The sequence below is a fragment of the Pseudomonas sp. 65/3-MNA-CIBAN-0223 genome (assembly GCF_040310425.1).
Taxonomy (GTDB): Bacteria; Pseudomonadota; Gammaproteobacteria; order Pseudomonadales; family Pseudomonadaceae; genus Aquipseudomonas; species Aquipseudomonas gregormendelii.
In genome coordinates this window covers 144,554-166,129 of the sequence record NZ_JBEOPV010000005.1, presented here as the reverse complement: position 1 = coordinate 166,129, position 21,576 = coordinate 144,554, and the positions used below count along the sequence as shown (strand labels likewise).

Sequence of the window (21,576 nt, the reverse complement as noted above, 5' to 3'; positions counted from 1 at the left end):
GCAGGCCGGCTCCCACAGGAGTACGCATTCCAATGTGGGAGCCAGCCTGCTGGCGATCGAGTGCGCAGCACTCGCAACGGTCTGACCTGACCTACTTCAAAGAGGGTGCATTCAATGTCCCAAGAATTCGATTACATCATCATCGGTGCCGGCTCTGCCGGTAACACCCTGGCGACCCGTCTGACTGAAGACGAAGGCGTCACCGTTCTGCTGCTCGAAGCCGGTGGCCCGGATTACCGTCTGGACTTCCGCACGCAGATGCCAGCCGCCCTGGCGTTTCCGCTGCAAGGCCGTCGCTACAACTGGGCCTACGAAACCGATCCTGAACCACACATGGACGGTCGCCGGATGGAATGCGGTCGCGGCAAGGGCCTGGGTGGCTCTTCGCTGATCAACGGCATGTGCTACATCCGCGGCAACGCCATGGACTACGACAACTGGGCCAAGCTGCCTGGCCTGGAAGACTGGGACTACCTGAACTGCCTGCCGTATTTCCGCAAGGCGGAAACCCGTGACATCGGCCCGAACGACTACCACGGTGGCGAGGGCCCGGTCAGCGTGACCACGCCAAAAGCCGGCAACAACCCGCTGTTCCACGCGATGGTTGAAGCAGGCGTGCAAGCCGGTTACCCGCGCACCGAAGACCTGAACGGTTACCAGCAGGAAGGCTTCGGCCCGATGGACCGCACCGTCACGCCGAACGGTCGGCGCGCCAGCACCGCTCGCGGCTACCTCGACACGGCCAAGAAGCGTTCGACCCTGACCATCGTCACCCACGCCCTGACCGACAAGATCCTGTTCGAAGGCAAGCGTGCGGTCGGCGTGCGTTACCTGATCGGCGCTGCAGAAGAGCGCGTTGAAGCCCGTGCCCGCAAGGAAGTGCTGCTGTGCTCCGGCGCCATTGCCTCGCCGCAAATCCTGCAACGCTCCGGCGTCGGCCCGGCCGAACTGCTGAACAAGCTCGACATCCCGGTGGTCCACGACCTGCCAGGCGTTGGCGAAAACCTGCAGGATCACCTCGAGCTGTACTTGCAGTACGCTTGCACTCAACCGGTTTCGCTGTACCCATCGCTGCTCTGGTACAACCAGCCAGCCATCGGTGCCGAGTGGCTGTTCAACGGCACCGGCATCGGCGCCAGCAACCAGTTCGAAGCCGGCGGTTTCATTCGTACCCGCGAAGATTTCGATTGGCCGAACATCCAGTATCACTTCCTGCCGGTGGCGATTAACTACAACGGCAGCAACGGTGTGAAAGAGCACGGTTTCCAGGCACACATGGGCTCCATGCGTTCGCCGAGCCGCGGTCGCATCCAGGCCAAGTCCAAGGATCCGCGCGAGTACCCGAGCATCCTGTTCAACTACATGGCCACCGAGCAGGATTGGCAGGAATTCCGCGACGGCATTCGCCTGACCCGTGAAATCATGCAACAGCCGGCGCTGGACCAGTACCGTGGCCGTGAAATCAGCCCGGGCATCGAAGTGCAAACCGATGAGCAGCTCGACAAGTTCATCCGCGAACACGCTGAAACCGCGTTCCACCCGTCCTGCTCGTGCAAGATGGGCACCGACGAAATGGCTGTGGTCGATGGCGAAGGCCGCGTGCATGGCATGCAGGGTCTGCGAGTGGTCGATGCCTCGATCATGCCGATCATCACCACCGGTAACCTGAATGCGCCAACGATCATGATCGCCGAGAAAATCGCCGACAAGATCCGCGGCCGCCAGCCTCTGCCGCGCAGCACGGCGGATTACTATGTGGCCGGTGATGCTCCGGTACGTGGCAAGCCGATGCGGGATGTGAGCCTGACTGCTCAGTAAGACAGTCAGACTGCGGCGCGGCCATCGCGGGCAAGTCGAACGTCGCACCGCCGCTCCCACAGGGATCTCGGGTGTTCACATAATCTGTGCTCACTGAATATCCAATGTGGGAGCGGCGGTGCGCCGTTCGACTTGCTCGCGAAAGGGCCCGGCCCAACAACCACACATCTGCACCCTGATACACCCGGCAATCCCTACCCCCTCTGCCCACGCCCTTGATCTACCCCACGCCCAGGCCTAATCTAGCGCCACGCAAACGTTTCACCCCCTTCGCCACACCGCGTCACCGCCACTCCATCCAGGGAGGTTCCCGAATGTTCGATTTCCACCCCCAGCTCAAGCAGCGCTTTGCTGCCTTGCGCACGGGCGCCGAGTTCTTTTCGCTACGCTATGTGCGCGAGTCCGGCCAGTACCTGTCAGTGCGCAAGAACGTCGCCGAACCGCCGAGCCTGAGTCGCGACGAAGGGGCGATGCTGACGGTGCGGGTCAATGGCGTTGAAGCCTATGCGGCGACCAACGACCTGTCGCAACCAGGCCTGCAAGCAGCACTCGAAAAAGCCGAGCAACAAGCCCGACTATTCAAGCCCCATGCCTTGCTCGACCTTCGCGAGCAGGCCGTTTCCAGTGATCGCGCCGACTACTTTTCGCCCAATCTCGATCAGCCCTTCCCCTCTCTCAGTGATTGCTATCAGCTGCTCGGCGCCGAATCCGCCGCTGTGCCCAAGGATGAGCGGCTGGTGAACTGGCAGGTCAGCATTGGCGTCACCCACGTCGAGCAGATCTACCTCAACAGCGCCGGCGCCGAGTTGCGCCAGGCCCAGCGCTTCGTTTACCCGGGCCTCGACGTCACTGCCTACGATGGGAACGACAGCCAGACCCGCAGCCTGGGCCGCGAGAACTTTGGCCAGCAGGGCGGTGCCGACGTGATCAGCCGCTGCGGACTGATCGGCGCCGGTCCGCAAGTAGCGGATCAGGCCCTGCAGTTGCTGCTGGCACCCAACACCCCGCAAGGCCCGCGTGACCTGCTATTGATGCCCGACCAGATGATGCTGCAAATCCACGAGTCCATCGGTCACCCCCTGGAGCTGGACCGCATCCTGGGCGATGAACGCAATTACGCGGGCACCAGCTTCGTCAAGGCGCAAGACTTCGGTCAACTGCAGTACGGCTCGCACTTGCTCAACGTGACCTTCGACCCAGACATTCCCGAACAACTCGCCAGTTATGGCCATGACGACGAGGGCAGCGCCGCCAGCAAGCAGTTTCTGATCAAGCAAGGTTTGTTACTGCGGCCATTGGGTGGTGCCCTCTCGCAGTTTCGTGCGGGCATGGAGGGCGTAGCCAACAGTCGCGCCTGTGGCTGGAACCGTCCGCCGATCGATCGCATGGCCAACCTGAACATTGAGCCCGGGGATCAACCGCTGGAGCAGCTCATCGGCAATATCGAGCACGGCATCCTGATGAGCACCAACCGCTCCTGGTCGATCGACGATGCACGCAACAAATTCCAGTTCGGCTGCGAGTGGGGCCAGTTGATCGAGAATGGCGAACTCAAGGGCGTGGTGAAAAACCCTAATTACCGGGCAATCTCTGCACAGTTCTGGAAAAACCTCAGCGCCGTCGGCGACGCCAGCACCTTCAAGGTATTAGGCACACCGAACTGCGGCAAAGGTGAACCGAATCAGGTGATCCGCGTGGGCCATGCCTCGCCCGCCTGTGTATTCAGCAACGTGGATGTATTCGGGGGAGACGCCTGATGAGTATTCCAATCAATCAGGCCGAGTCGTTCAAGGCCCTGGTGACCTGGCTGCAGGGCGCCATTCGCCAGCCGGAACAGTTCACCCTGAGCTACGCCGCCGAGTCCTCGGCTTTCGTGCGGTTCAACCATGGCAAGGTGCGCCAGGCCGGACAGGTGCAGCAGGCCAGCATCGGCTTCAAGCTGATCGACCAGGGCCGCCACGCCGACCTCGACATCACCCTGTCGGATGACCTCCGGGCAGATATCCAGCGTCTGGCCGAGGGCCTGCAGCAGCTGCGCGACACCCTGCCGCTATTACCGGAAGACCCGTACCTGCTGCTCAACTTCAACGACTGGCAGAGCCAGAACGTGCAGGATCATCCGCTACCGGAGACCGCGCAGGCTGTGGCTGAAATCACCCGCGCGGCGGCAGGCCTGGACCTTGTGGGCTTTTACGCAGCGGGTCCGATCAGCCGCGGTTTCGCCAGCTCTTCGGGAGCGTTCGGCTGGCATCAGGCGAACAGTTTCAATTTCGATTTCAGCCTGTTTCACGAAAACGGCCAGGCGGTAAAAGCCAGCTATGCCGGGCATGAGTGGAACAGCGAGGGTTTTGCCAAACGCTTCGAGCAAGCCCGCGAGCAACTTGAATTTCTCGGCCGCCCGCTACGCACCCTGGCGCCGGGTCAGTACCGCGCCTACCTCGCACCTGCTGCGCTGGAAGAAATCATCGGCATGCTGTGCTGGGGCGGGTTTTCCGCGCAGTCGATTGCCAGCAAGAGCAGCCCGCTGCAGAAGCTCTATGCCGGCGACCAGGCATTCAGTGCGTTGGTGTCGCTGGATGAACACGTGAGCGGTTCGTTGAGCCCGGCGTTTTCCGGTGAAGGTTATCCGCGCAGCGACCTGAAGCTGATCGTCGAAGGCCGGGCGGGCGAGCAGTTGGTGGGCTCACGCAGCGCCGCCGAATATGGCCTGGCCGCCAACGGCGCCGGCAGCGGTGAATCGCCCAGCGCCGTGAACATGGCGGCTGGTACGTTGCCGGACGCCGACATTCTCAAGCAATTGGGGACCGGCCTGTACATCAGCAACCTGTGGTATCTGAATTACTCGGACCAGCCAGGCGCCCGCATGACCGGCATGACGCGGTTCGCTACGTTCTGGGTCGAGAACGGCGAGATACAGGCACCGGTGAGCACCATGCGCTTTGATGACACGGCCTACAGCTTGCTCGGTTCTCAGTTGGAAGCGTTGACGCAGGAGCGGGAACTCCTGCTGTCCGCCAGCACCTATAGTCAGCGGGCAACGGCCTCGGCGTTGTTGCCGGGCGCGCTGATCAGTCGGTTAACCCTGACCCTGTAAATCCACAAATCCTTGTAGGAGCGAGCTTGCTCGCGAAAAACCGGAGAGCGCTGAGGGGCATCAGATGCCCCGCGTTATCGTTGACAACCATCGCGAGCAAGCTCGCTTCTACAGGTGCGTTGTTCCAATTGACAAGAGGTCCCATGCCCAATCGCCCGCCTCTGGATCCCGTCACCGCCCGCTGGCTGCCTTGGGTGGTGGCCATCGCTTTTTTCATGCAGTCCCTCGATGGGACCATCCTCAACACCGCACTGCCGGCCATGGCCCGCGATCTGGCGGAAGATCCGTTGCGCATGCAAGGCGTGATCATTGCCTACATGCTCACCGTCGCCTTGCTGATCCCGGCTTCGGGCTGGATCGCCGATCGTTTTGGCACCCGCAAGATATTCTTCGGCGCCATCCTGCTGTTCAGCATCGGCTCGTTGCTGTGCGCACTGTCCAATAGCCTGGGCATGCTGATCGGCGCCCGGGTCATCCAGGGCCTGGGCGGCGCGCTGATGCTGCCGGTCGGTCGCCTGGTAGTGCTGCGCGCCTATCCGCGGTCAGAGCTGGTGCGGATCATGGGCTTTATCACCATCCCCGGTCTACTCGGCCCACTGCTGGGCCCCACCACTGGCGGCTGGATGGTTGAGTATTTGTCCTGGCACTGGATCTTCCTGCTCAACCTGCCGGTGGGTGTCATCGGTTGCTACGCCGTGTGGAAATTCATTCCCGACCTGCGCGGCACCGAGCGTACCCGCTTCGACAGCCTTGGCTTCCTGCTGTTTGGCGCCGCGATGGTGCTGATCACCATCGCCATGGAGGGCCTGGGCGAGCTGCACCTGCCGCACCTGCGCGTGATGTTGCTGCTGTTCGCCGGCATGGCCTGCCTGGCTGCGTATTGGCTAAGAGCGGGGCACATCGACAATCCGCTGTTTGCGCCTTCGCTGTTCAAGACCCGGACCTTTGCCGTGGGCATCCTCGGTAATCTGTTCGCCCGCCTCGGCAGCGGCGCCTTGCCGTTCCTTGTACCGCTGCTGCTGCAAGTAGCGCTGGGCTACTCGCCCTCCCAGGCCGGCATGAGCATGTTGCCACTGGCCGCCGCAGCCATGGTCGCCAAGTCGGTGGCTCGGCCGCTGATCGAACGCCTGGGTTATCGCATCGTGCTGACTGGCAACACCCTGGCCCTGGGGGTGATGCTCGCGAGCATGGGCCTGGTCAGCGAGCAGACGCCCTATTGGCTGCTGTTGGGCATGCTGGCGATCCTGGGTGCAATCAACTCGCTGCAATTCACTGCAATGAACACGGTGACCCTGATCGACCTGGACGACGCCAGCGCCAGCAGCGGCAACAGTTTGCTGTCCGTGGTTGCGCAATTGTCCCTGAGCCTGGGAGTTGCTTGCGCCGGCGCATTGCTCGGCGGCTTCACCGCCGAAGTCGGCAATGACGGCGTGGACACGGTGCTGGGCGCCTTCCAGCTGACCTTCGTGACCGTGGGAATCATGGCGATGCTGGCGGCTGCCATCTTCTCGCAGCTATCGAAGGAAGACGGACGGCGTGTCAAACGTCCAGAGGAGCACATCGAACCTTAGTTTGAGGACGACAAGTGGCTGCGCCTGGCGACTTTCCGTCCGGAAAATACAGGCCAGTAGCCACGGGACTGATACACTACGCGACATTTTGTTTTGCAGGCCAGTCCCGTGACCACCATCGCCACCGCTTTTAATACTTTGCCGCTGTCCGCCGCCATGCTGGCTAACCTCGACTCCCTCGGTTATGCCCAGATGACGCCGATCCAGGCGCAAAGCTTGCCGGTGATCCTCAAGGGGATGGACCTGATCGCCCAGGCCAAGACCGGCAGCGGCAAGACCGCAGCCTTCGGTATCGGCCTGTTGAACCCGATCAATCCGCGCTTCTTCGGTTGCCAGGCACTGGTCATTTGCCCGACTCGCGAGCTGGCCGACCAGGTGGCCAAGGAAATCCGTCGCCTGGCCCGTGCCGAAGACAACATCAAGGTCCTGACCTTGTGCGGCGGCGTGGCATTCGGCCCGCAGATCGGCTCGCTGGAGCACGGCGCGCACATCATCGTCGGCACACCGGGTCGCATCCAGCAGCACCTGCGCAAGGGCTCGCTGGTGCTGCATGGCCTGAATACGCTGATTCTCGACGAAGCCGACCGCATGCTGGACATGGGTTTCTACGATTCCATCGAAGAAATCATCATGCAGGCCCCGGAACGTCGCCAGACCCTGCTGTTCTCGGCTACCTACCCGGTCGGCATCAAGCAGCTGGCGTCCAAGTTCATGCGCAACCCTCAGCAAGTGAAGGCCGAGGCATTCCACGACGACACGCAGATCGAACAGCGCTTTTACGAAATCTCCCCGGAAGAGCGTATGGACGCGGTCGTCAAAGTCCTCGCGCATCACCGTCCGGCTTCCTGCGTAGCCTTCTGCTTCACCAAGCAGCAAGTTCAGGAAACGGTTGATCACCTGACCTCCAAAGGTATCTCCGCCGTCGGCCTGCACGGCGACCTGGAACAGCGCGATCGCGACCAGGTATTGGCGATGTTCGCCAACCGCAGCACTTCAGTACTGGTTGCCACCGATGTCGCCGCACGCGGCCTGGACATCGATGCACTGGACATGGTGATCAACGTCGAGCTGGCACGTGACTCGGAAATCCACATTCACCGCGTTGGCCGTACCGGTCGTGCTGGCGAGAAGGGTATCGCAATCAGCCTGGTCGCCCCGTCCGAAGCGCACCGCGCCCAGGCCATCGAACAACTGCAGAAATCGCCGTTGAGCTGGGATCAGCTGGACAACCTCAAATCCCAGGGCGGCGCCCCACTGCTGCCGGTGATGAGCACGCTGGTGATTGGCGCAGGCCGTAAAGACAAAGTTCGCCCTGGTGACATTCTGGGCGCACTGACAGGCGACGCCGGCATCCCCGGCGCCCAGGTCGGCAAGATCGCCATTTTCGATTTCCAGGCCTACGTGGCAGTGGAACGTGGCATTGCCAAGCAGGCTTTGCAGCGCCTGAACGACGGTAAGATCAAAGGCCGCTCGCTGCGCGTGCGTATCTTGTAAGAGATCATCTGCCCAACGAATATCCCCTGTGGGAGCGAGCTTGCTCGCGATGAGGCCAGCACATTCAGCATCAATGTTGTCTGTCAGTCGGCCATCGCGAGCAAGCTCGCTCCCACAGTTTGTTTTGTGGTGACACATCTAGAGGACACCGTTTTGCGCTCTACCGAAGTCGTGATCATTGGCGCTGGCGCCGCAGGTTTGATGTGTGCGCTGACCGCCGCCGGGCGCGGGCGCAAAGTGATGTTACTGGACCACGCGAACAAGGCCGGCAAGAAAATCCTGATGTCGGGCGGTGGTCGCTGCAATTTCACCAACATGTACACGGAACCGGGCAATTTCCTGTCCCAGAATCCCCATTTTTGCAAATCCGCACTGGCGCGTTACACCCAGTGGGATTTCATCGCTATGGTCGCCAAGCACGGCGTGCCGTACCACGAGAAAAAGCTCGGCCAGCTGTTCTGCGATAACAAATCCAGTGACATCCTCGAGATGCTGCTCAACGAGTGCGACCAGGTCGGCGTCAGCCTGCACCTGGACACCTCGATCCAGACCATCGAGAAAATCGAAAGCGGCTATCTGCTGGACACCACGCTGGGCCAGTTGAGCTGCCAATCCCTGGTCATCGCCACGGGCGGCCTGTCGATTCCGACGCTGGGTGCTACCGGTTTCGGTTATCAGGTGGCCAGGCAATTCGGCCACGAATTACTGCCTACCCGCGCCGGGCTGGTGCCCTTCACCATCACCGATCAGCTCAAGGAGTTGTGCACCGAGCTGTCCGGCACGTCGGTGGATTGCCTGGTGAGCTGCAACGAGCAAAGCTTTCGCGAGAACATTCTGTTCACCCATCGCGGCCTCAGCGGGCCGGCGATTTTGCAGATTTCCTCGTTCTGGGAGTCTGGCGACGCCGTCGAGATCAACTTGATGCCCGACCATGATGTACCGGCCTGGTTGCAGCAACAGCAAGCCGAACGCCCGAACAGTGAGCTGAAGACCTTGCTGGGGGAAATCTTCACCAAGAAGATGGCCAACCTGCTGGCCGACAACTGGTTCGTCTCCAAGCCGATGAAGCAGTACACCCACGGGGAATTGGCCGAGATTGCCGAGAAACTGGCCAGCTGGAAGGTGGTACCGGCAGGGACTGAAGGGTATCGAACGGCAGAGGTGACCCTGGGCGGCGTCGACACGCACGAGGTGTCGTCGAAGACCATGGAATCACTGAAAAGCCCTGGCCTGTATTTCATCGGTGAAGTGCTGGATGTCACCGGCCACCTGGGCGGCTTCAACTTCCAGTGGGCCTGGGCTTCAGGCTACGCCGCCGCGCAGTACGTCTGAAACACCGCGCAACGCACCCCGTAGGAGCTGTCGAGAGAAACGAGGCTGCGATCTTTTGATCTTCAAGATCAAGATCAAAATCAAAAGATCGCAGCCTTCGGCAGCTCCTACGGGACCGTGTTCTGCCGGACAAGGAACAGATTTTGCTGTCAGATGTGATCGACGCCATTGCGTCAACGTCATTACTGGCTCAATTTAGCGTCATTGCCTCGGAAGGCCTTCGCACTTCATGCCATCAAGTTCATTTCGTCAGTCTCTGCGCCGCCTCTGGGCACTGGATAAATTCAGCTACAGCGTGCGGGTGTTCATTGCCCTGACCGGCAGCATGGCGCTGTGCTGGTATCAGGATGAAATGGGCCTGCTGATTCCACTGTTCCTGGGGATCATCGCCAGCGCCCTGGCCGAGACCGACGACAGTTGGCAAGGCCGCCTCAATGCCCTGGCGGTTACGCTGGTGTGCTTCAGTGTTGCCGCACTCTCGGTCGAGCTGCTGTTCCCCTATCCCATTGTCTTTGTCATCGCCCTGGCCCTCGCCAGCTTCGGCCTGACCATGCTCGGCGCCCTGGGCGAACGCTATGGGGCGATTGCCTCGGCGACCCTGATTCTGTCGGTCTACACCATGATCGGCGTGGACCAGCGCGGGGGCGCGGTCACCGATTTCTGGCATGAACCGCTGCTGCTGGTGGCCGGTGCGGCATGGTACGGCCTGCTCTCGGTGCTGTGGCAGGCGATGTTTTCCAATCAGCCAGTGCAACAGAGCCTGGCGCGACTGTTCCGTGAACTGGGTTTCTACCTGAAGCTGAAATCTTCGCTGTTCGAACCGATACGGCAAATGGACGTGGAAGCTCGTCGCCTGGAACTGGCGCAGCAGAATGGTCGGGTGGTCGCCGCCCTCAACGCCGCCAAGGAAATCATCCTGCATCGGGTCGGCAATGGTCGCCCCGGCTCGAAAGTCAGCCGCTACCTGAAGCTGTACTTCCTCGCGCAGGACATCCACGAGCGCGCCAGCTCCTCGCATTATCCCTACAACGCCCTGGCGGACGCGTTCTTCCACAGCGACGTGCTGTTCCGTTGCCAGCGTCTGCTGCGCCAGCAAGGCAAAGCCTGCCGCGCCCTGGCGGAGTCGATCCAGATGCGCCAGCCGTTCGTCTACGACGCCAGTTTCGCCGAGGCCCTGAGCGACCTGCACGCTTCTCTCGAACACCTGCGAGTGCAGAGCAACCCGGCCTGGCGCGGCCTGCTGCGCTCGCTGCGGGCGTTGGCGGCCAATCTCGGCACCCTCGACCGCCTGCTCAGCGACGCGAGTAATCCCGACGCCCTGGCCGACGCCACCGACAGCAGCCTGCTCGACCGTTCGCCCCGCAGCCTCAAGGATGTCTGGATTCGTCTGCGCACGCAGCTGACACCCACCTCGTTGCTGTTCCGCCACGCCTTGCGATTGCCCCTGGCCTTGAGTATCGGCTACGGCATGGTGCATTTGATCCACCCGTCCCAGGGTTACTGGATCATCCTCACGACACTGTTTGTCTGTCAGCCCAACTATGGCGCCACCCGGCGCAAGCTCGGTCAGCGGATTATCGGCACTGCCATTGGCCTGACCGTGGCCTGGGCGCTGTTCGACCTGTTTCCCAACCCGCTGGTGCAGTCGTGCTTCGCGATCGCCGCAGGCGTGGTGTTCTTTATCAACCGCACCACCCGCTACACCCTGGCAACCGCCGCGATCACCCTGATGGTGTTGTTCTGCTTCAATCAGGTCGGCGACGGTTACGGTTTGTTCCTGCCCCGGCTGTTCGATACCTTGCTGGGCAGCCTGATCGCCGGCCTGGCGGTGTTCCTGTTCCTGCCGGACTGGCAGGGTCGACGCCTGAACCAAGTCCTGGCCAACACCCTCACCTGCAACAGCATCTATCTGCGTCAGATCATGCAGCAGTATGCCGCCGGCAAGAGCGATGACCTGGCCTATCGCCTGGCCCGACGCAATGCCCACAACGCCGATGCGGCCCTGTCCACGACATTGGCCAATATGCTGATGGAGCCTGGGCATTTCCGTAAGGAGGCCGATGTCGGCTTCCGCTTCCTGGTGCTCTCGCACACCTTGCTCAGTTATCTGTCCGGCCTCGGCGCCCACCGCGAGACGCTGTTGCCGGCGGAGATGCGCGAGTACTTGATCGAGGGCGCCGGCATCAAGCTGGCCGCCAGCATCGACGAAATCGCCCAGGGTCTGGCAAGCAAGACGCCCATCGCAATTCAGAGCGATGAAGAAGAAGCGCTGGCCAATGAGCTCGAACAGATGCCGGACGAGATCGATGAAGGGCAGCGCCTGGTGCAGACTCAATTGGCACTGATCTGCCGTCAGCTCGGGCCGTTACGGACCTTGGCGGCGCATTTGATCAAGGACGGCAGCGAAGTTTGAAGCCTGGAGCGGCCTCCGCCTTCACATGCCATGCTGCTTGAACAACCGCGCATAGCTTCCATCCGCCTTCATTGCCGCAATCTCCCGATCGAATCCCGCAACGATCTGCTCATGCTGGGGGTTCTTCAGGCTGACCAGGATATGCAGGCTGTTCTCGCTCAAAGGCTTGGGCAGGAACTCCACTGAGTTGCGTACCTTGGCGGATTCGCGCGACAGGTAGTAACGCGCCACGAACTCATCTTCCAGCGTGAGTTTTACCCGGTCGGCAGCGAGCATCCGCACCGCCATGGCAAAGCTGTGCACCGGGACTTTCTGCAGCGACACATCGTCGTCGAATGCCCTGGAATAGGCGTAACCCCGCACCACCGCGATCGGGTAGGTGTGCAGCTGCTGCAGGTTGTTGTATTCGATGGGGGCGTCTTTGCGCTTGATGAAGCGCACCCGGTTCAACAGATACTCACCGGAAAATTGCCCGATCCGGGTGCGTTCCTCGTTGTACCAGGCATTGACCAGCACGTCATAACGCCCCTCGCCAACCCCGAGCATGGCCCGCGCCCAAGGCACCTGCTCGAAGTCGCTGGCGTAACCGGCGCGCGCCAATGCAGTGCTGACAATGTCTGTGGCCAAGCCGCCATTGATCAGCGTGGCATCGGTAAACGGCGGCCAGGCATCCGCCACCAGCCGCAGCTTTTCCGCCTGAGCATTCTGAAACAACAACAGCAATCCGATCAGAACAAAGGCATGAGGCACTCGCGGCATGCTGGAAAATCCTTGGCGGGCGGGCTGTCATCGAAGATTACACAAAGAAGAGTGAGCCGCACGAATTGAATGATGGCATTTTGGCCTTTGTCACAGAATTCTGCGTCATCAAGACATCTTCCCTCAGGGCGCTTAGTATCAGAGCAACGTTGAACAAGGAATTTGAAGATGACAGTTGAATGGGTCTGCAAACACCATAGCGATCTGGGTAAAGAGCAGCTGTACGCCATCTTGCAACTGCGGGCGGAAGTCTTCGTGGTCGAGCAGAAGTGTGTGTACCAGGACATCGATGGCCAGGACCTGGAAGGCGACACCCGCCATCTGATGGCCTGGAGCGACGACCGGCTGGTGGCCTATCTGCGCCTGCTCGACCCGGAGCTGCAGGGCGGCGATGTAGTGATCGGGCGGGTGATCATTGCACCTCAGGTGCGCGGCACCGGGCTGGGTCATGACCTGATGGCCCAGGCGCTGAAACAGGCAGAAAAGCATTGGCCGGATATGCCGATCTATCTCTCGGCCCAGGCGCATTTGCAGGGGTATTATGGGCGGTACGGGTTTGTGGTGGCAGGTGAAGAATACCTGGAGGATGACATTCCACACATAGGCATGCGTCGTCCTTAGGATAGTCGCGAGCAAGCCCGCTCCCACAGTTTTTTGCCAGGGTTCGGGACCTGCGGCGTTGCGCACATCATTTTGGGAGCGGGCTTGCTCACGAAGAGGTCAGCACCAGCACCGCACAATCAGGGATACTCAAGCACCGCCTTGACCTGCTGCAAATTGCGCTCAATCCACCCCCGATCAATCGCCCCCCAATCGCGAATGCGATAGCGGCCGGCATGATTGCGCGCGCCCTCCTCCTGCTCGAACTCGCAGACGATATCCAGGTCGGCCAGCGCTGCGATGGTGTCCTGCGCCGTACGCCGGGGCATGCCTGTTGACTCGGTCAGCGCCGGAACGCTGCTGGCGAGTCCGCTGTCGATCAGGTAGGCCACGTACAGGCGGCGATAGAAACTGGTTTTGGTCTTGCTCACGTTCGGTCCTTGTTATTGGAAGATCAGAGAATCGCAGCCTTCGGCAGCTCCTACAGCATATCCCGCCAAGTCAGGTACACCCGCAGGTCAAACTCCACCTGGTGATACCCAGGCAACATGTGTTCACACAACTTGTAGAAAGCCTTGTTGTGATCCGATTCCTTGAAGTGCGCCAGTTCGTGCACCACGATCATCTTCAGGAACTCGGACGGAGCCTCCTTGAACAACGAAGCCACCCGGATCTCTTTCTTCGCCTTGAGCTTGCCGCCCTGCACTCGGGAAATGGTGGTGTGCAGGCCGAGGGCGCGATGGGTCAGGTCCAGACGGTTGTCGAACAGCACCTTGTCGATCGCAGGGGCGTTACGCAGGTATTCCTGCTTGAGGTCCAGCGCATAGGTGTACAGCGCCTTGTCGCTCTGCACACCATGTTTGTCCGGGTAGCGCCGGGTCAGGTACTCGCCCAGCCGCTTCTCGGCGATCAGCTGGCGAACCTGATCCTGCAGCGCGGCGGGATAGGCCTGGAGGTATTTCAACGCAGTCATGAAAAGGGCAACATCAATGACGAACAGGCCGCCAGTGTAGCGAATTCACGATGCCAGCGTGTTCCAGTCGAACGGCAGGACAAATTCGCCGACGTCCTCGGCCACCATCGGTCGCGCTACCAGGAAGCCCTGCACATATTCGCAACCGTGCGCCTGCAGCCATTCATATTGCGCGACGGTTTCCACGCCTTCGGCAATGACCAGAATCCCGTACTGGCGGCACAAATCAATCACATTGCTCACCAATGCCGCATCCCGGGACGACTGCGGCAACCGGGCGATCAGATGCCTGTCGATTTTCAAGGTGTCCAGCTCCAGGTCGCGCAGATTCGACAACGAACATGCGCCAGAGCCGAAGTCATCCAAAGCGACCCGCACCCCCAGGTTGCGCAGCAAACGCAGTTGCTTGCGAGTTTCCTCGGGGTTTTGTGCCAACGCCGCCTCGGTGACTTCGACTTCCAGATGGCGAGGCTTGAGCCCATGACGCTCCAGCACCTGGCGCAACTCAGTGGCCAGGTTCGGCATGCCGAACTGGGTACTGCTCAAACTCACTCCCAGCACCAGGTCCTCGGCAAACACGGCTTCCCACGCCTTGCGCTGTCCCGCACCGCGCTGGTAGATCCAGCTGCCCAGGCGACTGATCAGCCGCGCTTCTTCCAGCAACGGCAAAAACAGCCCGGGCGGCACGTCACCAACGCTGGGGTGCTGCCAGCGCAACAGGGCTTCGAACCCGCGAATCTGCCCACCGTTAATGGCCACCTGGGGCTGGTAGACCAGGTTGAAATCACGGTTCTCGATGGCGTCGCGCACGCTCTCCTCAAGCATCAATCGTGAGCGCGCGCGGCCGTTCATTTCATGGTCATAAAAGCGGTACTGCTGGCGACCGGCACGCTTGGCTTCGTACATGGCGATGTCCGCCGCACGCAACAAACCATCAAGGTTGGAACCGCAGTCCGGGAATGTGGCGATGCCGATACTGGCACCCAGCGCGACGTCCAGGCCATCAATCTGCTGACAGACCGAGACCCGCTCGATCAGCTTTTCGGCGATCCGCGCTGCCTGCTCGGGAAACTCCAGGTCCAGCAGCGCTGTGAACTCGTCGCCGCCCATGCGGGCGAGAATATCCAAGGGTTGCAAACAGGCCTTCAATTGCTCGGAAACCCAGCGCAGCACCCTGTCCCCGGCATCATGACCGAGCGAATCGTTCACCCGCTTGAAGCCATCAAGGTCCAGGTACAACAACACCCACGCGCTGTCGGAGCGCTCACCGCGCAGCAGCAGATTCTCAACCGTCTGATAGAAACCTCGACGATTAAGCAGCCCCGTAAGGGGGTCGGTAATGGCCTGAAACTCCAGTTGCTTATGCAGATGGCGCACCACTGACATGTCGAGCACCGTCACCACCATAGCGCGCTGTTCAGCAGGCAATGGTGCACAGGACAGCGCAACCGGCACCTGCTGATTGGGGGCCGTTCGCAGCAGCGCATCGTGCAGACGCAGGGTTTCACCGCGCCTGTAGCCGGCCAGCAGTTCGGAATCGGCCCACAGGGCAATATGCGGTTTTTGCAGGAAATCCAGAAACTCCTTGCCCTCCAGTTCCTGCACAGTAGCACTGAGCATCCGCGACATCGCCGGATTCGCAAAGCGAATCAGACCGCCCTCATCGACCACCAGAATGCCTTCGGCGGCGTTATCCAGCACCGACGCATTAAACGCGCGAGCGAGTTCCAGATCGTGGCTCAGGCGTTGCAGCGCCCGGCGATTGCGTTGATGCTCGAGCAGCGCCTGAACTTTTGGCTTGAGAATCTGCGGGTCGAAGGGTTTAAACAGGTAATCCACCGCGCCGCTGGCATAGCCCTTGAGCACGGCGTCCTGAGACTGTTCGTTGGCCGTGAGGAAGATGATCGGGGTAAGACGGGTTCGCTGACTGCCCCGCATCAACTGCGCGACCTCAAAACCGTCCATGCCTGGCATCTGCACATCCAGCAGCACCAGGTCGACATCATGCTCCAGCATCAACCCCAAGGCCTCGAAACCCGAGGTGGCGGTCATGACCTGCCAATCCTCACGTTCGAGCAAGGCCCGCATGCTAATCAGATTTTCCGGGTAATCATCGACGATTAACAGAATCGAATTGCCTTCACCTGGCGTAAGTGGCCCGCATTCCATGCTGCTTCTCTTCGTTCGGGGAGTCAGGCCGGTTTTTTTGAAAAACCGGACAAATACTAAGCCCTCACTCTAGACCTGGATCCAACAAAGCAGTAGCTGTCAGAGCGCCATCATCTAACTAAAGCGTTAATTCACCGACTAACGGTCACGGCTGTAGCCCCCTGAAACCGGGGAAGATGGCTTTTTGACAGGATTTTGACGTCACCCATCTGTCAGTTTTGCGTTAACAAGGCGGGCTTACGCGCTTATAAAGGCCCACCTCCGAGCTGCGTGCCAGAGCGTCTGGTACGTGCGTGCAAGAAAACTGTGGAAGCTTTGTCTATGATCGATCTCGCAACCTGGAACCTGAGTGTTCCTGTCGGCAATCCGCCCTACACCGTTGAAACAGCCAAATTGGTGAAGGGGTTCAAGGATCAATACTTCCACTCCGACACCGGCACATTATTTTTCTGGTCCCCGGTGACCGGTTCACGCACTGAAAATGCCAAATACCCGCGCACTGAACTTCGTGAAACCTATAGCAATGGCACGCTTCGCAACTGGTACTACCCCGACGCCGACAACTCCCTGCGCGCAACCCTGGCGGTCAATCAGGTGCCCAGTTCAGGCAAGTTGGTCATCGGTCAGATCCATGCCTACGACAGCCAGAAACCCATGGTAAAACTCGAATACCAGTACAAGACCAAGACGCAAACCGGGAATATCGTTGCCAAAGTGCGCATGCACCCGGATGACGGCGAAGGTCGGGTCATTACACTGGCGACCGGCATCAAGCTCGACCGGCAGTTTTCCTACCTCATTCACCTCAGCCCCGGCGGCGCATTGGGTATCAGTGCTGCGGGATATCAATGGGACACCAACATCAGCGCCACCTGGCGCGACAAGCCGCTGTATTTCAAGGCGGGTGTTTATGTCCAGGACAATACGGGGTACACCAGCGAAGGTGCCAAGGTGACGTTCAGCAAACTGGATATTGATCACGACAAGTAGCGCGAACACATTCTGTGTTGTGTCGGGGGCCTTGCATGCGCTGGAGCGCAGGACATCCCGGAACCTCGGAACGACAGGCAAAAAAAACCCGCATCGCTGCGGGTTTTTCAGTGCTGACTGAAGCCTGACTCAGTTGACCTTGGCGTTCAACTCGCCCTTCAGGTAACGCTGGTACATACCTTCCAAGGAGATCGGCTTGATCTTCGAAGCGTTGCCGGCAGTGCCGAAGGCTTCGTAGCGCGCAATGCACACGTCGCGCATGGCGGTGACGGTGGCGCCGAAGAATTTACGCGGGTCGAACTCGCTTGGGTTGGTAGCCATCAGGCGACGCATCGCACCAGTGGAAGCCAGGCGCAGGTCAGTGTCGATGTTGACCTTGCGCACGCCATGCTTGATGCCTTCGACGATTTCTTCAACCGGAACGCCGTAGGTTTCTTTAATGTCGCCACCGTACTGGTTGATGATCGCCAGCCAGTCCTGAGGCACCGAAGACGAGCCGTGCATCACCAGGTGAGTGTTGGGGATGCGTTTGTGGATCTCTTTGATACGATCGATCGCCAGCACGTCGCCAGTAGGCGGCTTGGTGAACTTGTAGGCGCCGTGGCTGGTGCCGATGGCAATTGCCAAGGCGTCGACCTGAGTGCGCTTGACGAAGTCAGCAGCTTCTTCCGGGTCGGTCAGCATCTGGCTGTGATCCAGTACGCCTTCGGCCCCGATGCCGTCTTCTTCACCGGCCATGCCGGTTTCCAGGGAGCCCAGGCAACCTAACTCGCCCTCAACCGAAACACCGCAGGCGTGAGCCATGGCAACGGTTTGCTGGGTGACGCGAATGTTGTAGTCGTAGTCAGTTGGGGTCTTGCCGTCTTCGCCGAGGGAGCCGTCCATCATCACCGAGCTGAAGCCCAGCTGGATCGAGCGCTGGCAGACGTCAGGGCTGGTGCCGTGGTCCTGGTGCATGCACACCGGGATGTGCGGGAATTCTTCGATAGCCGCCAGGATCAGGTGACGCAGGAACGGCGCGCCAGCGTATTTGCGAGCACCGGCCGAAGCCTGGACGATCACCGGGGAGTCAGTCTTGTCAGCGGCTTCCATGATGGCGCGCATCTGCTCAAGGTTGTTGACGTTGAAGGCTGGAACGCCGTAGCCGAACTCGGCTGCGTGGTCCAACATCTGGCGCATGCTGATAAGTGCCATTGTGTGTGTCTCTCCCGGTTTGGGTCGTTAATCGTGCCAGCCTGCCGTAGCGGCGGCGGCTATTCAAGTTATTGCAGATCGGGGGTTGGCCCTGCCTGCGAATTCGGTGTTGCATCGGCCCCCTGTAGGAGCGAGCTTGCTCGCGAAGATGGCCCAGACAGCGCGGGCACTCAGGCACCCAGCGTTATCGTTAACGACCATCGCGAGCAAGCTCGCTCCTACAGATGGCAACCGCGGCCAATCAAATCATTGGTGGCGACCCAGTACACCAGGCCTTCCTCACCTTTCATGTGAAACGCCAGCATGTCGTTGCTGTACAGCGCACCCGAGGCGCCCTGTTCCTGCTTCAGGCGATAGACCTGATCTGCCCCGCCGAGGCGCACATCCACCGCCTCACGGCTGGCATCGGTATAGCGCCACAGCACCTTGGCCTGGCTGTCACAGGTCCAGCTCGTCCAGCTGTCAGTCGGTTGGGCAGGCGTGAACAGGTTGAAATTCGAGCAACCTGCCAGCAGTGCCAATGCCGTAACGGCGATAAAACCTTTCATCCATGTTCCTCGACTGGCGGCACGCGCCGCCAGCGCTGGGTAAAGAGTCAGACCCGTCAAGGGCAACCATGTTCCTTGGCCGGCGTCCGGGTCTCATATTTCTCCAGGCCATCAGGCCCGGAACGCTTGTTGATCACCGGGTTGGTCTCGGCCTGCCAGTCAGCCTGGTAACAGCCTTTTTCCACCTCGGACGGTGCAGGCTCCGGCTTGGCCTTGGGATTACTCCCGCAGGCGGCCAGCGATGCCACGACGACCAACAGCGCCAGTGTCTTGACCATGTGAACACTCCCTTTCCTGGTCAACAGAGCAGACCTCAGGCCTTGGCCCGGCTTTCCAGGACTTCAACCGCCGGCAGCACTTTGCCTTCGACGAATTCGAGGAACGCACCGCCGCCGGTAGAAATGTAGGAGATCTGGTCGGCAACGCCATATTTATCGATAGCGGCCAGGGTATCTCCGCCACCGGCAATGGAGAAGGCCGAGCTTTCGGCGATGGCCTGGGCCAGGACCTTGGTGCCGTTGCCGAACTGGTCGAACTCGAACACGCCCACCGGGCCGTTCCACAGGATGGTTTTGGACGATTTCAGCAACTCGGCGAAATTCGCCGCGGTCTGCGGGCCGATGTCCAGAATCATGTCATCGGCGGCCACGTCGGCGATCAGCTTGACGGTGGCGGTCGCACTTTCGGCGAACTCCTTGGCCACCACCACGTCTACCGGCAGCGGCACGCTGACCTTGGCGGCGATTGCGCGAGCGGTGTCCAGCAGGTCCGGCTCGTACAGGGATTTACCAACCGGATGGCCGGCTGCGGCCAGGAACGTGTTGGCAATGCCGCCGCCGACGATCAGCTGGTTGCAGATCTGGCTCAGGCTGTTGAGTACGTCGAGCTTGGTCGACACCTTCGAGCCGGCGACGATGGCGGCCATTGGCTGGGCTGGTGCACCCAGGGCTTTGCCCAGTGCGTCCAGTTCAGCAGCGAGCAGCGGACCTGCAGCGGCGACTTTGGCGAATTTGGCCACGCCATGGGTCGAACCTTCGGCTCTGTGAGCGGTGCCGAAGGCGTCCATCACGAACACGTCGCACAGTGCGGCGTATTGCTGGGCCAGTTCGTCAGCGTTCTTTTTCTCGCCCTTGTTGAAGCGCACGTTTTCGAACAACACGATGTCGCCGGCCTTGACCTCAACGCCGCCCAGGTAATCGGCAACCAGTGGCACTTCGCGGCCCAGGGCCTTGCTCAGGTAATCGGCGACTGGCTTGAGGCTGTTCTCGGCCGAGAACTCGCCTTCGGTCGGACGGCCAAGGTGCGAGCAGACCATCACGGCTGCACCTTTCTCCAGGGCCAGCTTGATGGTCGGCAGCGAGGCCAGGATTCGCGCATCGCTGGTGACAACACCGTCCTTGACTGGGACGTTGAGGTCTTCGCGAATCAGTACGCGCTTACCTTGCAGATCGAGGTCGGTCATCTTCAACACGGTCATGGGTCGCATTTCCTGAGTTACGGCTTTTGAGAAGCAGAGAGTGGAGAAGCTGCTTGCAGATAGTGCTCTGCAACGTCCAGCATTCGGTTGGCAAAACCCCATTCGTTGTCGAACCAGGCCAGGATGTTCACCAGCTTGGGGCCGGAGACCCGAGTCTGACTGGCATCGACGATGGCAGAATGTGGGTCGTGGTTGAAATCACAGCTTGCGTGAGGCAACTCGGTATAGGCGAGCAAGCCCTTGAGCGGACCGCTGGTGGCCGCCTCGCGCAGGATCCGGTTGATCTCGGTGGCATCAGTAGCGGTAGCGGTCTGCATCGTAATGTCGAGGCAGGAGACGTTTACCGTCGGCACCCGCACGGCTTTGGCCTGAATTCTGCCGGCAAGTTCCGGCAACAGGCGTTCGATGCCACGCGCCAGACCAGTGGACACCGGAATCACCGACTGAAACGCCGAACGGGTGCGGCGCAGGTCTTCGTGGTGATAGGCGTCGATCACTGGCTGATCGTTCATCGCCGAGTGAATGGTGGTGATCGACACGTAATCCAGGCCAATCGCCTTGTCCAGCAGGCGCAACAGCGGCACGCCGCAGTTGGTGGTGCAGGACGCGTTGGACACCAGCAGCTCGGCGCCGGTCAGGCAATCCTGGTTCACACCGTAGACGATAGTGGCGTCAACGTCGGCCTCGCTGGCCATCGGCTGGGAAAACAGCACCCGCGGCGCACCGGCATTGAGGAAACGCTGGCCATCCTCGCGGGTGTGGTAGGCACCGGAGCATTCAAGCACCAGATCGACGTCCAGTGACGCCCAGTCGATGCCTTCGGGCGTAGCACTGCGCAGGACCTTCACGCAGTTGCCATTAATATGCAGACAATCGCCGTCGACTTTCACTTCGCCGGGAAAACGCCCGTGCGTGGAGTCGAAGCGTGTCAGGTATTCGATGCTGGCCATGTCGGCCAGATCGTTGATCGCGACAATCTCAAACCCGGCCTTGTCGCCTCGCTCGAACAACGCACGCAAGACGCAACGACCAATCCGGCCGTAGCCGTTGAGTGCAACTTTGTAAGGACGCGGTTGGGGCATGGGGTTCTCGATAATGTTCGCTAACAACACAACCCCTGTAGGAGCTGCCGAAGGCTGCGATC

The 21,576-nt window shown here is 60.5% G+C and carries 18 protein-coding genes; 9 read left to right on the top strand and 9 right to left on the bottom strand.

Features of this window, described 5'->3' with window-relative positions; genetic code table 11:
- The first annotated feature begins 114 nt into the window (after window positions 1-114).
- The 7 genes from betA to yccS all read left to right on the top strand — a co-directional run bounded on the left by betA (window position 115) and on the right by yccS (window position 11,722).
- The gene (gene betA / locus AAEZ09_RS07450; RefSeq protein ID WP_045059880.1) at window positions 115-1,818 is read left to right on the top strand and encodes a choline dehydrogenase; all 1,704 of its coding nucleotides are present in this window, start codon (window positions 115-117) and stop codon (window positions 1,816-1,818) included.
- A 314-nt stretch (window positions 1,819-2,132) separates the two neighbouring features.
- Window positions 2,133-3,575 (top strand): TldD/PmbA family protein, encoded by a 1,443-nt coding sequence (locus AAEZ09_RS07445; RefSeq protein WP_350598859.1) that lies wholly within the window; start codon window positions 2,133-2,135, stop codon window positions 3,573-3,575.
- Window positions 3,575-4,912, top strand: coding sequence for a TldD/PmbA family protein (locus tag AAEZ09_RS07440; protein WP_205892069.1), 1,338 nt, complete (start codon window positions 3,575-3,577; stop codon window positions 4,910-4,912). Before AAEZ09_RS07445 ends, AAEZ09_RS07440 begins: the two co-directional genes overlap by 1 nt.
- 143 nt (window positions 4,913-5,055) lie before the next feature.
- Window positions 5,056-6,483, top strand: coding sequence for a multidrug transporter subunit MdtD (gene mdtD, locus AAEZ09_RS07435; protein WP_045059877.1), 1,428 nt, complete (start codon window positions 5,056-5,058; stop codon window positions 6,481-6,483).
- 156 nt (window positions 6,484-6,639) lie between these two features.
- Complete coding sequence (gene dbpA, locus AAEZ09_RS07430; protein WP_236695861.1) at window positions 6,640-7,977, top strand: ATP-dependent RNA helicase DbpA; 1,338 nt, start codon at window positions 6,640-6,642, stop codon at window positions 7,975-7,977.
- Between the two features lie 153 nt (window positions 7,978-8,130).
- Window positions 8,131-9,309: a BaiN/RdsA family NAD(P)/FAD-dependent oxidoreductase gene (locus AAEZ09_RS07425; RefSeq protein WP_122841183.1), complete on the top strand. Its 1,179-nt coding sequence runs from the start codon at window positions 8,131-8,133 to the stop codon at window positions 9,307-9,309.
- Window positions 9,310-9,538: 229 nt separating this feature from the next.
- Complete coding sequence (gene yccS, locus AAEZ09_RS07420; RefSeq protein ID WP_045059874.1) at window positions 9,539-11,722, top strand: YccS family putative transporter; 2,184 nt, start codon at window positions 9,539-9,541, stop codon at window positions 11,720-11,722.
- 21 nt (window positions 11,723-11,743) lie between these two features.
- On the opposite strand, the gene AAEZ09_RS07415 is transcribed toward yccS, so the two are convergent.
- Window positions 11,744-12,481, bottom strand: a complete 738-nt coding sequence (locus AAEZ09_RS07415) for a substrate-binding periplasmic protein (RefSeq protein ID WP_045059873.1) — start codon at window positions 12,479-12,481, stop codon at window positions 11,744-11,746.
- A 168-nt stretch (window positions 12,482-12,649) separates the two neighbouring features.
- On the opposite strand from AAEZ09_RS07415, the gene AAEZ09_RS07410 reads away from it, so the two are divergent.
- Window positions 12,650-13,102 carry a GNAT family N-acetyltransferase gene (locus tag AAEZ09_RS07410; RefSeq protein ID WP_045059872.1) on the top strand — a complete coding sequence of 151 codons (453 nt, stop codon included), beginning with the start codon at window positions 12,650-12,652 and terminating at the stop codon, window positions 13,100-13,102.
- Window positions 13,103-13,221: 119 nt separating this feature from the next.
- Here the strand turns inward: AAEZ09_RS07410 and AAEZ09_RS07405 are convergent, their stop codons facing one another.
- Genes AAEZ09_RS07405 through AAEZ09_RS07395 form a run of 3 tightly spaced genes read right to left on the bottom strand, consistent with a single transcriptional unit; the run spans window position 13,222 to window position 16,223 of the window.
- Window positions 13,222-13,512, bottom strand: a complete 291-nt coding sequence (locus AAEZ09_RS07405) for a winged helix-turn-helix domain-containing protein (RefSeq protein WP_045059871.1) — start codon at window positions 13,510-13,512, stop codon at window positions 13,222-13,224.
- 50 nt (window positions 13,513-13,562) lie between these two features.
- Complete coding sequence (locus tag AAEZ09_RS07400) at window positions 13,563-14,054, bottom strand: M48 metallopeptidase family protein (RefSeq protein WP_045059870.1); 492 nt, start codon at window positions 14,052-14,054, stop codon at window positions 13,563-13,565.
- Between the two features lie 45 nt (window positions 14,055-14,099).
- Complete coding sequence (locus AAEZ09_RS07395) at window positions 14,100-16,223, bottom strand: putative bifunctional diguanylate cyclase/phosphodiesterase (RefSeq protein WP_045059869.1); 2,124 nt, start codon at window positions 16,221-16,223, stop codon at window positions 14,100-14,102.
- Window positions 16,224-16,544: 321 nt separating this feature from the next.
- Here AAEZ09_RS07395 and AAEZ09_RS07390 point away from each other — a divergent pair, with 321 nt between their 5' ends.
- Window positions 16,545-17,213 carry a polysaccharide lyase family 7 protein gene (locus AAEZ09_RS07390; protein WP_205892064.1) on the top strand — a complete coding sequence of 223 codons (669 nt, stop codon included), beginning with the start codon at window positions 16,545-16,547 and terminating at the stop codon, window positions 17,211-17,213.
- Window positions 17,214-17,342: 129 nt separating this feature from the next.
- Here AAEZ09_RS07390 and fba read toward each other — a convergent pair whose 3' ends face one another.
- From fba to epd, 5 genes are all read right to left on the bottom strand, one after another.
- Complete coding sequence (gene fba, locus AAEZ09_RS07385; RefSeq protein WP_008151974.1) at window positions 17,343-18,407, bottom strand: class II fructose-bisphosphate aldolase; 1,065 nt, start codon at window positions 18,405-18,407, stop codon at window positions 17,343-17,345.
- Window positions 18,408-18,625: 218 nt separating this feature from the next.
- A complete protein-coding gene (locus AAEZ09_RS07380) occupies window positions 18,626-18,955 on the bottom strand; it encodes an MliC family protein (protein WP_045059867.1) in 330 nt (109 codons plus the stop codon).
- A gap of 56 nt (window positions 18,956-19,011) precedes the next feature.
- A complete protein-coding gene (locus tag AAEZ09_RS07375) occupies window positions 19,012-19,233 on the bottom strand; it encodes a lipoprotein (protein WP_045059866.1) in 222 nt (73 codons plus the stop codon).
- A 35-nt stretch (window positions 19,234-19,268) separates the two neighbouring features.
- Complete coding sequence (locus tag AAEZ09_RS07370) at window positions 19,269-20,432, bottom strand: phosphoglycerate kinase (RefSeq protein WP_045059865.1); 1,164 nt, start codon at window positions 20,430-20,432, stop codon at window positions 19,269-19,271.
- 17 nt (window positions 20,433-20,449) lie between these two features.
- Complete coding sequence (gene epd, locus AAEZ09_RS07365) at window positions 20,450-21,514, bottom strand: erythrose-4-phosphate dehydrogenase (RefSeq protein ID WP_045059864.1); 1,065 nt, start codon at window positions 21,512-21,514, stop codon at window positions 20,450-20,452.
- Between the last annotated feature and the right edge of the window lie 62 nt (window positions 21,515-21,576).

What these genes read in the sequence shown, in the direction of transcription:
- yccS (WP_045059874.1), top strand. Translation starts at nt 9,539, where the DNA reads ATGCCATCAAGTTCATTTCGTCAGTCTCTGCGCCGCCTCTGGGCACTG.
- AAEZ09_RS07410 (WP_045059872.1), top strand. Translation starts at nt 12,650, where the DNA reads ATGACAGTTGAATGGGTCTGCAAACACCATAGCGATCTGGGTAAAGAG.
- AAEZ09_RS07400 (WP_045059870.1), bottom strand. Translation starts at nt 14,054, where the DNA reads ATGACTGCGTTGAAATACCTCCAGGCCTATCCCGCCGCGCTGCAGGAT.
- AAEZ09_RS07395 (WP_045059869.1), bottom strand. Translation starts at nt 16,223, where the DNA reads ATGGAATGCGGGCCACTTACGCCAGGTGAAGGCAATTCGATTCTGTTA.
- AAEZ09_RS07380 (WP_045059867.1), bottom strand. Translation starts at nt 18,955, where the DNA reads ATGAAAGGTTTTATCGCCGTTACGGCATTGGCACTGCTGGCAGGTTGC.
- mdtD (WP_045059877.1), top strand. Translation starts at nt 5,056, where the DNA reads ATGCCCAATCGCCCGCCTCTGGATCCCGTCACCGCCCGCTGGCTGCCT.
- AAEZ09_RS07375 (WP_045059866.1), bottom strand. Translation starts at nt 19,233, where the DNA reads ATGGTCAAGACACTGGCGCTGTTGGTCGTCGTGGCATCGCTGGCCGCC.
- AAEZ09_RS07415 (WP_045059873.1), bottom strand. Translation starts at nt 12,481, where the DNA reads ATGCCGCGAGTGCCTCATGCCTTTGTTCTGATCGGATTGCTGTTGTTG.
- epd (WP_045059864.1), bottom strand. Translation starts at nt 21,514, where the DNA reads ATGCCCCAACCGCGTCCTTACAAAGTTGCACTCAACGGCTACGGCCGG.
- betA (WP_045059880.1), top strand. Translation starts at nt 115, where the DNA reads ATGTCCCAAGAATTCGATTACATCATCATCGGTGCCGGCTCTGCCGGT.
- AAEZ09_RS07440 (WP_205892069.1), top strand. Translation starts at nt 3,575, where the DNA reads ATGAGTATTCCAATCAATCAGGCCGAGTCGTTCAAGGCCCTGGTGACC.
- AAEZ09_RS07445 (WP_350598859.1), top strand. Translation starts at nt 2,133, where the DNA reads ATGTTCGATTTCCACCCCCAGCTCAAGCAGCGCTTTGCTGCCTTGCGC.
- fba (WP_008151974.1), bottom strand. Translation starts at nt 18,407, where the DNA reads ATGGCACTTATCAGCATGCGCCAGATGTTGGACCACGCAGCCGAGTTC.
- AAEZ09_RS07390 (WP_205892064.1), top strand. Translation starts at nt 16,545, where the DNA reads ATGATCGATCTCGCAACCTGGAACCTGAGTGTTCCTGTCGGCAATCCG.
- dbpA (WP_236695861.1), top strand. Translation starts at nt 6,640, where the DNA reads ATGCTGGCTAACCTCGACTCCCTCGGTTATGCCCAGATGACGCCGATC.
- AAEZ09_RS07370 (WP_045059865.1), bottom strand. Translation starts at nt 20,432, where the DNA reads ATGACCGTGTTGAAGATGACCGACCTCGATCTGCAAGGTAAGCGCGTA.